The sequence below is a fragment of the Marisediminitalea oceani genome, from assembly GCF_003731635.1.
GTDB lineage: Bacteria > Pseudomonadota > Gammaproteobacteria > Enterobacterales > Alteromonadaceae > Alteromonas > Alteromonas oceani.
Genome location: NZ_RCUA01000041.1, coordinates 18,208 through 30,853, shown reverse-complemented (window position 1 = coordinate 30,853; position 12,646 = coordinate 18,208). Strand labels below are relative to the sequence as shown.

Genomic DNA, 12,646 nt, shown 5'->3' with positions numbered 1-12,646 from the left:
AAAGCCCACACGCGCTGACGCGCTCATTATTGCCACCATCCAATACTCCGTCATCCCGGAATTTTCGAAGAAAATATCCGGGATCTCCTGAACAGTTTTGCTCATTCAATAGAAGTGTTTCAGGTAGCCAGGTGGTTAAGGAGATACCGGCTCGGGGCCGGTTTGAGGTATTATTTAGGCCGGTATGACGGGGATGTATAAAGGCGGCACCGGGGCCGCCTTTCATCAATGCTAAATGTGAATTACTGGCGAATAACCACGTACAGTGAGGCATTACCACGACGAACATTCATAGCGATAACACCTTTGGTGTTTTCGATGGCGTCACGGAATTCCATCACGTTAGTTACCCGTTGACGGCCAACTTGCAGCACTACGTCTTCTTCACGCAGGCCAATACGCAGTGCGGGTGAACCTTCAGCAATTTCGCTAACCAGTACCCCTGCATTACCGTCGGCATCTTCACCGTTAATCAGTGTTGCGCCTTGCAGTGCCGGATGGATTTGCTCTGCAACCACTTCGTTTTGCGTTGCATCGTCCAGAATAACATCCAGTGTCAGCTTCTCGCCTTTACGCACAACCGTAAGTTCGACTTCAGCACCCGCGCCCATGCTGGCGATTTTGGCGCGCAGTTCGGCAAAGCTACGAAGCTCTTTGTCGTTTACTGCAATAATAATGTCACCCGCTTTAATGCCGCCTTTATCGGCCGCTGAATCAGGTTGAACCTCGCTGACAAAAGCACCTTTGTTCACCTCAGAATTCATGGCTTCGGCCAGGCCCTGGTCAACATTGCTACCCAGAATACCTAACAATCCACGGCGAACTTCACCGAATTCGGCAATTTGATCCACCAGGCTCTTCATCATATTGGCCGGAATCGCAAAGCCGATACCTACGTTGCCGCCATTAGGACCAAAGATTGCGGTGTTAATACCGACCAGCTCACCGTGCAGGTTAACCAGTGCACCACCGGAGTTACCGCGGTTGATAGCGGCATCGGTTTGAATGAAGTCTTCATAACCACCGATGTTGAGGCCGGAACGTCCCAGCGCACTTACAATACCTGAGGTGACTGTTTGCGACAGACCAAACGGGTTACCAATGGCTACAACAAAATCCCCTACACGGGCTTTGTCTGAGTCTGCCAGTGGCAGAGCGGTAAGATCCTCAGGTTCAATTTTTAACAGCGCCACGTCACTTTGTTCGTCGGCACCCAATTTTTTAGCGGTAAACTCACGTCCATCGGTTAGCTTAACGGTGATCTCATCCGCATTAGCTACCACGTGGGCGTTAGTAACGATATAGCCTTTGTCGGCATCAATGATTACACCAGACCCCAAGCCGCGGAACGGGCGTTCCTGGGCTTGCTCTGAAGGCCCGCCAAAGAAGTAGCGGAACATTTCAGGCACCTGCTGGCGAGAAGTTTGCGTACCTTCCACCGCGATGCTAACCACCGCCGGCATCGCTTCCTCCAGCATGGGAGCCAGCGTAGGTACTTCTTTTTTGCTGTCACTAAAAAAGGGAAGAGCAGCTTGCGTGGACACAGACATACCCAGGGTACTGGTAACAACAGCTGATACCAACACAAGCTTACGAAAAGACTTATTCATAGACACATACACTCCTAGTCTCATTGCGAATCGCAATTACCTAACCACAGACTGTATGTTTGTCTGAAAAGTTCCGCGGGTTATTTTTTCTCTTCGGCAGATTGCACAGTATTGCCGACGAATAACCCCGAACTGTGGTTAGCAAAATCCAGTGGCTGGGTATCGCTGTTCGCGTTCGGTTTGTTCTTCTCCGCACCTTTAATGTTGTTCCGTAAATAGGCAGTGGTGTGTTCGCCAAAAAACGGTACCGCCGGTGCAGCGTCTGAATCCGTGGTTTCAAGCAGGTCTTCGTATTCAGATAAACTCTGTTTAAGGCCATTACATTGTTTTTCAATAGCCTCGATAGATTGTTTTACCTGAAAAATATGGTGCTGAGACTGCTGTGATAGTAATTCCTTAATGGCTTTTTCCGCGGCCTCGTTGGCTTTCACTGCCCCTTCTTTGGTGTACATAAACCGGGCAACAAAAAAACCAATAATTAAACCAATTGCCAGCATTGCTAAGGGGATAACCACTTCCATTATTTTCTCCAATGTAACTGTTAACCGGAAAGTCCCGACAGGTTTTATCAGGGCTTACCGCTGCCAAACTTCGACAGTAAACACGTAGTATGCTGCATACTATGCATAACTGAGACTATAGCAAGAGCTAACACACTTTGCGCTGACTTATTGTGGCAAATTGTGTCGTAAAAGGCCTTTTTCACGCCACTGCTCAGGCCACGTGAGTTCCATCTATCGCACTATCCGTTGCTTTATACGGTGTTGCGTTGGTGTTAGTGCAAATTTAAGGCATAATAGCATTCCATTCAGGGCTGAGACGCCCAACCAGTCAGTGTGGCAAAACACTGAGTTGTGCTGGCAAGTTAATATCACTCATGTGTTTATCCCTGTCAGTGCAGTGTTGATGGTCTGCTACCGGGCCTTATGTGAACAAATCAGTCTCTACAGGAGAACAGCAGGCGATGACGCCTTGGGAAAAATATCAGCAAGACCTGACCCGCGATGACTTTAAACATGATCCGGCCCAGGAAAACGCCGTGCGTGAGCTACAGCGCTTGTACGAAGATTTGCTCAGTCAGCCAGCATCACAAGGTGGCTTTGCCAGCAAGATAAAGTCGTTGTTCGGTGGCAAACCAGCCACAACGCCGGTGCAGGGGATTTACTTTTATGGCGGCGTTGGCCGCGGTAAAACTTACCTTGTAGACACCTTTTTTCAGTGCCTGCCCTTTGAAAACAAAATGCGGGTGCACTTTCACCGCTTCATGCATCGCGTGCATGAAGAGCTCAAGCTGCTCGGCGGTAAGCAGGATCCGCTGGATATTATTGCCGCCAAGCTGGCCAGCGAAACGCGGATCATTTGCTTTGATGAATTTTTTGTCTCAGACATTACCGATGCCATGATCCTCGGTACCCTAATGGAGGCCCTTTTTGCCCAGGGCATTGTGCTGGTCGCGACATCCAACATAGTGCCCGATGAGTTATATCGCAACGGATTACAGCGGGCGCGCTTCCTGCCGGCCATTGCGCTGATCAACAAACACTGTAATGTGGTGAACGTTGATAGTGGCGTGGATTACCGATTGCGTACCCTTAAACAGGCTGAGATCTATCATTATCCGCTGGATGAGCAGGCACTGGTTAACCTTAACAACTACTTTGTTCAACTGGCTCACGGTGAAGGTGAAAAGGATGCAACCATTGAGGTGAACCATCGCACCCTGCAAACCCTGCGGGATTCCGACAGTGTATTGATGATCGACTTTAAAGTGCTGTGCGAAGGCCCGCGCAGCCAGTCCGATTACATTGAACTGAGCCGTTGTTACCATACCGTGTTGCTGGCTAACGTGAAGCAAATGGGGCAGGGGAATGATGACGTTGCCCGGCGCTTTATTGCCATGGTGGATGAGTTTTATGAGCGGCATGTTAAGCTTATTATGTCGGCAGAAGTTGCCCTGGAAGCTCTCTACACCGAAGGCATGCTCAATTTTGAGTTTAAACGGTGCCTGAGCCGCTTGCAGGAAATGCAGTCCCATGAATATTTGGGCAGAGAACACTTACCTTAAATTATAAAAGTCGTTAAAATCGGGGCATTAGCCCTGTATAAATGCATTCGCCAGCCTGGGCGCAGTGCGTAGCGACCAAGCTGGAAACAACAAGAGATACCTAAGATGGGAAGAGCATTCGAAGTAAGAAAAAACGCCATGGCCAAAACGGCTGGCGCCAAAACCAAAGTCTATTCTAAATACGGTAAAGAAATTTACGTATGTGCTAAAAACGGCGGCCCGGACCCGGATACCAACCTGTCGCTGAAACGCCTGATGGAAAAAGCCAAAAAAGACCAGGTACCCAGCCACGTTATTGAAAAAGCCATCGATAAAGCTGCCGGTGGCGCAGGTGAAGATTTTGTGCCGGCACGTTACGAAGGCTTTGGCCCGGGTAACTGCATGGTGATTGTGGATTGTCTTACCGACAACAACAACCGTACCATTACTGATGTGCGTAATTGCTTTACCAAAACCGGGGCGAAAATTGGTGCTCAGGGTGCCGTAGCGCACATGTTTGAGCATCAGGCGATTTTCATTTTTGCCGGTGACGACGAAGACGAAATCCTCGAAATTCTGATGGAAGCCGATGTAGACGTTACGGATGTAGAGTGCGAAGACGGCAAAATCTCGGTGTATGCGCCACACACTGAGTTTTATAAAGTAAAAACTGCGCTAACCGACGCTAAGCCGGATCTGGAATTTGAAGCGGAAGAAATCAGCTTTATTCCACAAACCGAAGTCGAAATCAGCGAAGATGACATGCCCATGTTCGAGAAGTTCATGGAAATGCTTAACGACTGCGACGACGTACAAGACGTTTATCACAACGCCATTACTCCTAATTAATTTGCTTGCGGGCGGCTAACCCGCCCAGGCTAAAAAGCACACATTGGCAAATGCCAGTTGTGTGCTTTTTTATTTTTTCATCGTCAAGACGCTTATTAACCGCTACAGCTAACCTTCAAGCAAAAATTCAGCGTCTTCAAAGGCCGTTTGAATATATTTCACAAACACACTCAGGCGCATGGCCATATGGCGATTAGGCGCATACAGTAATGAAATTAATAACGGCGCAGGTTGCCAGGCCTGCAGTACCGGCACCAGTTGCCCTTTCGCTATGGCTTCGCCCACGATAAACGTAGGTAGCAGCGCTAAGCCCATGCCTTTTATCGCTGCCTGCTTTAACACATCACCGTTATTGGAACTCAGTACTCCGTTAATGCGCACCCTTTGCGATTTGTTCTGGTATAGCAGATCCCAGTAATTGCCATGCACCAGGTTGCCATATTGCAGGCATGGTAGTTCTTTTAAATCATCCGGCGAACCTGGCGTACCGTAGCGTTGCAGAAATTCCGGAGCTGCGCACAGGCAGCGAGAGGTATAGGTAATATCATGCTCAATCAGCGCCGGATTGTTTTCTGGCGGGCCGATGCGTAGCGTCATATCAAACTGGTTCGACAGCGGATCGCGCTTTTCATCGGAGAGGTCCAGTTGCACCTGAATTTGCGGATACGCTTGCATAAAATCCAACACCACCGGCGTGAGGTGAGTGAGGCCAAACGACATCGGTGCGTTTATTTTAATGGTACCGGAGAGGGATTGCTGATTGTCCTGTAGCTGTAACTCCGCGTCATCGAGATTTTCCAGCACTGGCAGGATATTGGCCAGATAGGCTTGCCCGGCATGGGTTAAATCCACTTTGCGGGTGGTGCGATTAAATAAACTCACTTCAAGGCTATCTTCCAGCCATACCACCTGGCGGTTTATTTGTGACCGGGACAAGCCCATTTGCCGGGCGGCACCGGCGAAGCTGCCCTGACGAGCAACGTTAATAAAAGCACGCATAGCACCAAGCTTATCCATTGTTTCACCCTTTATTGTTGCATTTCATGCGACAGTGTATCTTTATTTGTTATTATTGTCCTGCCCTTTGATGTTGATAAGATGGTCATATCAACATTAAGGAGCCTGTTATGGAAATTCGTAAAGCGGCCGAGAGAGGCCAGGTCAATTTAGGTTGGCTACAGTCACAGCACTCATTCTCGTTTGGGCACTACTACGATGAACGCTTTATGGGCCATGGCCCGCTGCGTGTTATCAATCAGGACGTAGTGCAGCCTGGCGGTGGCTTTGGTGAGCATGGTCACGCCAACATGGAAATCATCTCTTATGTACTGAGCGGTGAACTGGCGCATAAAGACAGTGAAGGCAATGAATCGGTGATCCGCCCCGGTGATGTGCAAAAAATGACAGCCGGAACCGGCATGCGCCACAGCGAGTTTAACCACAGTAAACAGTCGCTGGTACAGTTTCTGCAAATCTGGGTAGTGCCTAACCAGGTCAATGTGGCGCCGGGTTATGTGCAACAACATTTTGCCGGGTTACTTGAGCCGGCTAAAGAACCAACACTGATATTCTCGCCACGTGGCGAAGGGGGCGCCTTGCCGATCCATCAGGATGTCAGCGTGCTGGCTGGTAAACTGGTTAATGATAACAACTGGCAGTATGCGGGTAACCAAAATCGAATCGGCTGGCTACAAGTGGTGGAAGGTAGTGCACTGGTCAATGGCGAAACCGTATCAGCCGGTGATGGCGTAGCCTTTTCTGCTGGTGAAAGTGTTGAGGTGAGCCAGACTAACGATTTGCATATCCTCTATTTTGATCTGCCGGTAAAATAAGCCATGGCGTGCTGTGGCGAACTTAGCTACAATGCGCGCCGGAGTTGGCCAGGCAATCGCCGCTTTCGCAAGAAAGGGGAGGAAAGTCCGGGCTCCACAGGGCAGGGTGCCAGATAACGTCTGGGCGGCGTGAGCCGACGACCAGTGCAGCAGAGAGTAAACCGCCTAAGCGCTTCGGCGCCGGTAAGGGTGAAAGGGTGCGGTAAGAGCGCACCGCGCAACTGGCAACAGTTTGTGGCACGGTAAACTCCACCCGGAGCAAGACCAAATAGGCCTCCTATACGTGCGGCCCGCACGGGAGGCGGGTAGGTTGCTTGAGCCAGTAAGCGATTGCTGGCCTAGAGGAATGATTGCCACTCGCAAGAGAACAGAACCCGGCTTATGGCCAGCTCCACCTCCTAAAAAATTCAAGGGGTCAGAGTAAATTAATCAACTGATTAATTTACTCTGACCCCTTGAAGACCCTCTGACCCCTTGAAGACCCTTTGATTTGCCTTGATTTCTTTTCTTTTTGAGTTTCCTCATTTTACCTATTGCAATAATTCTTTCTCTTTTCTACACTCGCTTTAGAGTACTCGCTAACTCAATCCCATTTATACGGAGCATAACATGGGCTTACAGAAACGATTAGCGTACTTTCTGCTAATTATTCCTTCGTTTATTCTCCCCGTATCAGCAGAGGTCATCGAGACTTTTGTTTGTCAGAGTTGCTCGGAATCTCAAGCTCGAGATTTAGCGACAACTAAGTTTGACCAGCCCTCATGTCAGTTTGGTGACCTAGGAGGAGGACCTGCGGTAATAGATGAGACGCCAATGTATTGTGATGTTACCAATAAAGACGTCATTATCATTGATCCACAAAATAAAACTACCAGGAAGTATAGAGTTACAGCGTCTTATCCACAGCAATACATAATTCAAATTAATTCAACACCTGTCGGTGTTTCTTCTGATGAACTGTCGGCGGCTGAAATATTTTATAATTTTTACGATGACGTCCTCATAGCAACTAGCGGGGGAAACCTGGAAGTTAGTTACGAAGATTTCTTATCTGTGCAAGGCATTAGTGTGCCTGGTAATTCAGTGTTGACCGGGAATAACTCTGATCCGGCCTCCTGTGCCGCAGTGAGTCAATATATGAAAAATCGAATCACGCAATCAGATACTCAGGATTTTGTAAGAAGGGAGCTGGCCGAACATTTAAATGGCGTGAATGTAAATGATATTGGCGAAGATGAGGATCTTACTGGCTTAAATGTGCAATTAGGCAGGAACACTGTGGCGTTGGGAGTTACCTGGGAATCAACACAAATACCCCTTATAGCGACCTTAGGGGATGACGATAATCGATTGGTATTTGATCTAAGTTTTAAAGGGACTTTGGAACTGGGAGATGTGTCGCAAGTTCATATCGGTCTTAAATTAGATAGACATTTATCCAGGATTGATGGTTTAAGCTTTCAGAATGCCTTCCCTGATGGGGTTAATAACGAGGCTTATAACACCACAACTGCTGATCATCAATGCTTAAGGGATTTAGTCCAGGAGATTGCTGAACAATTCTCTTGGGGAGTGTATATCGGGGACGGTATGGAATCTTCCAATGAGGTGACCAGAAGTACGAGGAACGGCTCGTCCTTTTGCGTAAGAAATGTGAGTTACAAAACCTGTTCTTCTGACGAAGATGCAGTAACCTGCACTAGTTCAACGTATTCATTTCCAGTAGCCTGCCCAGTAAATTAACATCTAAATAGTGCTAACAGCTTATTCGTTAGCAGGATATGCCACCTCCTAACGAGGTGGTTTATTCAAGGGGTCAGAGTAAATTAGTCTACTGAGTAATTTACTCTGACCCCTTGAACTTTGACCCCTTAAATTTTGGTTAGCGATCTATGGTATACACCGCTGAGCCCAGTGGCGGTAAGGTAAGCTGTATGCGGCCGGTTCCGCCATTGACCATCATCTTGTTCGCTGTTTGAGGTCGATTCAGGTGTTCTGTCAGGGCTACCTCACCCTGCGGTAACTGCCATTTTATCAGCAAATCCTCTGGCACGGTGAGCTCAACAGTTACTGGTGTGGTGGCATTAAAGTTGGCTGCAACAATCATGTGTTGGGTGTCTGTCCAGCGGGCAAAAGCCAGCTGGGCCGAGGAGTAGTCACTGTCATTGGCCAGACTCGCTGCATGCAGACTGTAATAGTCGCCTTTCATGGCCGGATAGTCCGCCGAGATGTTGAGAACCCGGCGGTAAAAATCACGCAGTGTTTGTTCTTTTTCTGTTAATTGTCCGCCATCAAACGCTCCGTTATTCATCCAGCGCTGGTGGGCGGGTACACCGGCGTAATCAAAGATGGTGGTGCGCGACGGTTTGCCAAACCCCATATTTTCGCTGCCGTCTTCGCCTACTTCCTGACCAAAATAAAGCATGGTGGGCGACCGGCTGATTAGGGCTGATACCACCATCGCTGGTTTGCCCTTGTCGGCATCCCCGGCAAATTCAGGGGCAGCAATACGCTGCTCATCGTGATTTTCCAGAAAATGCAGCATATGACGCTCGATGTCCTGCATGTCCGCCTGAATAGAAACCAGATCTGCGGTGTCGCCTTGGCCCTGCATAATGGCCTTTAACGAGTCATAAAACGCCACTTTGTCGTAGAGATAGTCCATTTTGCCTAACTGAAGATAATCACGGTAAAGCTGAGGCTGATAAACTTCGGCCAGTAGAAAAGCGTCAGGGTTACGTACCTTAATCGACGAATTTAAATAAGACCAAAACGCTACCGGTACCATCTCGGCCATGTCGTAGCGAAAGCCATCTACGCCTTTATCAAGCCAGTAATGGGTGATATCACGGAATTTGCGCCAGGAATCAGGCACGTCTTTATCCAGCCAGAAAGCGGCGTGGGCAGCAACAGATTGTTGTTCAAACCCTGTTGGCAAGGCCGGGAAGTCTTCGCTACCGTCGGGTTTGATACCGTAATTTACCTTAACGGTTTCATACCAGTCGTTGGCATCAGGCCGGGCTGCCCGTGCGCCATTGCCCGTCCACTTGGCCGGATTTTCCTCGAACTTACCATCAGCCAGCGGGTGGGGCTGGCCTCCAAGTGGTTGATAGCCGTTATCGGCGGCAGGCACCTGGAATGACTCGCCCACCACGTAATAGAAGTTATTGTCCCGGGCATAAATCACCGCAGTATTATCGTGAGCGCCAAAGTCACTTACCCCGGCAGGGCTCGATAACGACTCGTAGTTGCGTGCTACGTGATTAGGCACAATATCGATGATCACTTTCATGCCATGAGCGTGGGTGCGTGCAATAAGCGCCTCAAACTCTGCCAGGCGATTGGCCGGATCAACGGCCAGATCGGGGTTTACGTTGTAATAGTCTTTTACCGCATAGGGTGAACCTGCGCGGCCTTTTACCACATCCGGATCGTCGTGACTGATGCCATAGGCGCTGTAATCATTGATCACCGCATGGTGAGGCACGCCGGTATACCAGATATGGGTGGTGCCCAGTTCCTTAATGCCCAGCAAGGCTTCATCGGTAAAGTCTGCAAATTTGCCCACGCCATTTTCTTCCAGTGTACCCCACGGCTTATTAGCGGTATTTTTATTGCCGAATAAGCGGGTGAAGACCTGGTATACCACAGTCTTACCGGCGGGTGGGGTGACTTGTGATTGCGGGTTTTCATGGCTGGCAGACACGCTGTCCTCGTTAGTGATTGGGGATGGCTGACACCCTAACAATAACGCAGCCAGCACGCTCAGGAAAAGGCCGTGTCTGGCTGAGGCTGGAAAACAGTGTGGCATGGTCAAGGCTCTCTCAATTGGCTTTTCCCCAAGCATAGCCGCTGATTTACCGTAAAAACACAAACATACGTATTCAACGATGCAGGCTGGTTTTATGATCCTGTGCCATCCGTTAAAACAGCTACCCCGGCAATAATGCGGCGGCAGCCAGTAAGGTCATGCCTATCACCAGCCAGCGGTAGTGTTTTTCGTTGATGCGCTTTACCAGCCAGATCCCTAAATAAACGCCGGCAATGATCAGTGGTAAGGCGATCAGGTTTAAGGTAAAACTCTGCCAGTTTATGGTTTCCCATACATACACGTGGAAGGGTACCTTGAAGATATTGATTACCAGAAAAAACCAGGCCGCAGTGCCAATAAACTCGTTTTTAGGTAGGCGCATACTTAGCAGGTAAACGGCCATAACCGAGCCGGCCAGGTTGCCCACCATCGTGGTAAAACCGCCAAGCACCCCTGCCAGAATGGCAAACCAGGTGTAATCCGGCACCGCGGATTTATTGCGCTCAAGCCACAACATCAGTCCAACACTGGCAAAAATAATCACCGCCATAATTTGCATAAACAGCGCATCGTTAATGTGATCGCCCAGCCAGGTGCCAATTAATACGCCTACAAATGCCGACGGAAAGAGCTTGATAAGAAATTGCCAGTTAGCATGGCGGTGATAATGATGTACGGCAAATATGTCGGCCATTATCAGCATAGGCAGCATGACGCCGGAGGAGTGTTTACCGCCAAATAGCAAGGCAAGTAGCGGTACCGATAACAGTGTCAGGCCATGGATCCCGGCTTTGGCCAGGCCTACCATAAAGCCAATAGCCAGCACCAACGCTACGTCAAACCCAGTAAGCGATTCAAAAATCAAAAGTAATTCATCCTAATTAAAAAGCAGCCTTAACCCAGCTACTTGTATCAATAGTGGGAAGACTATTGAACCACAAAGCAAACAGGGGAAGAAATCCGTTCATTGCTTAATTCACAAAATCTAAAGTATATAAATGACCAACACAATGACTCCTGCAAGTTTAACCGCATTATTGTTAATTTTGTTATGTTGTAACGTATCTATAAAACTCGTTGTTTTATCTTAACCGGCTTTCTAGAGATTGTTTTAAAAACGTAATAGTGTAATCGTATAAAAAATACTAATTTAAATTACTCTGGAGTCTCTTGCATGTCTGCCCCTTTATTATCCCGGCGTAAACTGTTACAGCACTCTTTGTTGCTGTCTGGTTCTCTGGCGGCCACACGAGCCTTCGCCGATAGCTTGCCAGCCCTGCCGCAATCCGATTTGTCTGCTGCTGAGCTGGCTGCAGATGAAGCCTACTGGCGCTCGGTAAGTGCGTTTTATAAAAAGACCGATGGCATTGTTAATCTTGAGCATGGCTATTGGGGCAAGATGGCGTTGCCCGTGGAGCAGTCTTATATCGAACTGACCAAAATGGTAAATCATCAGTTGTCATACTATGCGCGCAAAGACTGGTACGGCGATGCAAAGGCCTCGGTCAGCGCTGTAGCTGAATCACTCGCGGTTCCGGCAGAAGAAATCGCGCTCACCCGCAATGCCACCGAAGCCATGCATAATCTGTTATTCCAGTATAAAGGCATAAAGCCTGGCGACAGTCTGATGTGGGCTGATATCGACTATCCAGCCTTTCAACGCACCATGGCGGCACTGGCAGAACAGCGCGGCGCCACGGGTGTAGAAATTACCTTGCCTGCGCAAGCCTCCAAACAGCAATTGCTTGAGGTGTACCAGGAGAAGATCCGCAGCACCGCCAACCTGAAACTAATGATCCTGACCCATGCTTCCAATCAACACGGGTTAATATTACCGGTGGCAGAAATCGCGGCTTTTGCCAAACAGCATGGGGTTGATGTGATCTGTGACTGCGCTCAGTCATGGGGGCTAATCGATTTTACCCTGCCAGAACTGAATGTCGACTGGGCGGTGTTTAACCTGCACAAATGGATTGGTTCGCCGGTGGGCGTAGGTGCTTTATATATGCGTAAGGGTACCCTGGACAAAGTTGCCCCCTATCCTGGTGAAACCGATCCCGATAATACCCTGGTGCACAAACGGGTGCATATGGCCACGTCTAACTTTGCCGCTTTTCTTGCGGTACCGGATGCTATCCGTTTTCACAATAAGGTTGGCCCGGCAGCGAAAATGGCTCGTTTAAAATACCTGCGGGAACGCTGGGTGAGCAAAGCCCGCCACATGCCGCACATCGAAGTACTCGGTGCTACCGATGATGCCAGTGCCAGTGGGATGGGCGGGTTTCGCCTGGCCGGGCAAACCAGTCGCGAGCAAATTAATCAATTACAGAAGCGTCTGGAAAACGATTTCGGAGTGTTTACAGTTGGCCGTCACGACCTATCCAGCGGCAGCTGTATCCGCGTTACGCCTCAGGTATTTACTACTTTACAGGAAATTGATGCGTTGGTTGATGCACTCGCCAGCCTAGCGTAAACCGGGCCTTCAAAATAACGTTATATC

General features: G+C 49.0%; 10 protein-coding genes and 1 other RNA gene. 6 read left to right on the top strand and 5 right to left on the bottom strand.

Annotated features, from left to right (window positions below):
- Positions 1-242: 242 nt before the first annotated feature.
- Positions 243-1,610, bottom strand: a complete 1,368-nt coding sequence (locus D9T21_RS12930; RefSeq protein ID WP_123325397.1) for a DegQ family serine endoprotease — start codon at positions 1,608-1,610, stop codon at positions 243-245.
- A gap of 80 nt (positions 1,611-1,690) precedes the next feature.
- Positions 1,691-2,131 carry a ZapG family protein gene (locus tag D9T21_RS12925; RefSeq protein ID WP_123325396.1) on the bottom strand — a complete coding sequence of 147 codons (441 nt, stop codon included), beginning with the start codon at positions 2,129-2,131 and terminating at the stop codon, positions 1,691-1,693.
- Between the two features lie 443 nt (positions 2,132-2,574).
- On the opposite strand from D9T21_RS12925, the gene zapE reads away from it, so the two are divergent.
- Entirely contained in the window at positions 2,575-3,675 is a 1,101-nt protein-coding gene (zapE, locus tag D9T21_RS12920) for a cell division protein ZapE (protein WP_123325395.1), read from the top strand.
- A 105-nt stretch (positions 3,676-3,780) separates the two neighbouring features.
- The gene (locus D9T21_RS12915) at positions 3,781-4,503 is read left to right on the top strand and encodes a YebC/PmpR family DNA-binding transcriptional regulator (protein ID WP_105936581.1); all 723 of its coding nucleotides are present in this window, start codon (positions 3,781-3,783) and stop codon (positions 4,501-4,503) included.
- A 108-nt stretch (positions 4,504-4,611) separates the two neighbouring features.
- Here D9T21_RS12915 and D9T21_RS12910 read toward each other — a convergent pair whose 3' ends face one another.
- Positions 4,612-5,520, bottom strand: coding sequence for a LysR family transcriptional regulator (locus D9T21_RS12910; protein ID WP_123325394.1), 909 nt, complete (start codon positions 5,518-5,520; stop codon positions 4,612-4,614).
- A 110-nt stretch (positions 5,521-5,630) separates the two neighbouring features.
- Between D9T21_RS12910 and D9T21_RS12905 the strand changes: the two genes are divergently transcribed.
- From D9T21_RS12905 to D9T21_RS12895, 3 genes are all read left to right on the top strand, one after another.
- Complete coding sequence (locus D9T21_RS12905) at positions 5,631-6,335, top strand: pirin family protein (protein WP_123325393.1); 705 nt, start codon at positions 5,631-5,633, stop codon at positions 6,333-6,335.
- Positions 6,336-6,375: 40 nt separating this feature from the next.
- An RNA gene (gene rnpB, locus D9T21_RS12900) (RNase P RNA component class A) lies at positions 6,376-6,732 on the top strand.
- Between the two features lie 212 nt (positions 6,733-6,944).
- Positions 6,945-8,078, top strand: a complete 1,134-nt coding sequence (locus tag D9T21_RS12895) for a hypothetical protein (protein WP_123325392.1) — start codon at positions 6,945-6,947, stop codon at positions 8,076-8,078.
- Between the two features lie 139 nt (positions 8,079-8,217).
- Here D9T21_RS12895 and D9T21_RS12890 read toward each other — a convergent pair whose 3' ends face one another.
- Together D9T21_RS12890 and D9T21_RS12885 are read right to left on the bottom strand one after the other, a co-directional pair.
- Positions 8,218-10,146, bottom strand: a complete 1,929-nt coding sequence (locus D9T21_RS12890; protein ID WP_123325400.1) for an alpha-amylase family protein — start codon at positions 10,144-10,146, stop codon at positions 8,218-8,220.
- Positions 10,147-10,267: 121 nt separating this feature from the next.
- Positions 10,268-11,011 (bottom strand): sulfite exporter TauE/SafE family protein, encoded by a 744-nt coding sequence (locus D9T21_RS12885; RefSeq protein WP_277423858.1) that lies wholly within the window; start codon positions 11,009-11,011, stop codon positions 10,268-10,270.
- A 309-nt stretch (positions 11,012-11,320) separates the two neighbouring features.
- Between D9T21_RS12885 and D9T21_RS12880 the strand changes: the two genes are divergently transcribed.
- Positions 11,321-12,619 (top strand): aminotransferase class V-fold PLP-dependent enzyme, encoded by a 1,299-nt coding sequence (locus D9T21_RS12880; RefSeq protein WP_123325391.1) that lies wholly within the window; start codon positions 11,321-11,323, stop codon positions 12,617-12,619.
- The last annotated feature ends 27 nt before the right edge of the window (positions 12,620-12,646 follow it).

Bases quoted from the DNA above. Each gene is read 5' to 3' on its own strand.
- zapE (WP_123325395.1), top strand. From the start codon at position 2,575: ATGACGCCTTGGGAAAAATATCAGCAAGACCTGACCCGCGATGACTTT.
- D9T21_RS12910 (WP_123325394.1), bottom strand. From the start codon at position 5,520: ATGGATAAGCTTGGTGCTATGCGTGCTTTTATTAACGTTGCTCGTCAG.
- D9T21_RS12915 (WP_105936581.1), top strand. From the start codon at position 3,781: ATGGGAAGAGCATTCGAAGTAAGAAAAAACGCCATGGCCAAAACGGCT.
- D9T21_RS12880 (WP_123325391.1), top strand. From the start codon at position 11,321: ATGTCTGCCCCTTTATTATCCCGGCGTAAACTGTTACAGCACTCTTTG.
- D9T21_RS12890 (WP_123325400.1), bottom strand. From the start codon at position 10,146: ATGCCACACTGTTTTCCAGCCTCAGCCAGACACGGCCTTTTCCTGAGC.
- D9T21_RS12925 (WP_123325396.1), bottom strand. From the start codon at position 2,131: ATGGAAGTGGTTATCCCCTTAGCAATGCTGGCAATTGGTTTAATTATT.
- D9T21_RS12930 (WP_123325397.1), bottom strand. From the start codon at position 1,610: ATGAATAAGTCTTTTCGTAAGCTTGTGTTGGTATCAGCTGTTGTTACC.
- D9T21_RS12895 (WP_123325392.1), top strand. From the start codon at position 6,945: ATGGGCTTACAGAAACGATTAGCGTACTTTCTGCTAATTATTCCTTCG.
- D9T21_RS12905 (WP_123325393.1), top strand. From the start codon at position 5,631: ATGGAAATTCGTAAAGCGGCCGAGAGAGGCCAGGTCAATTTAGGTTGG.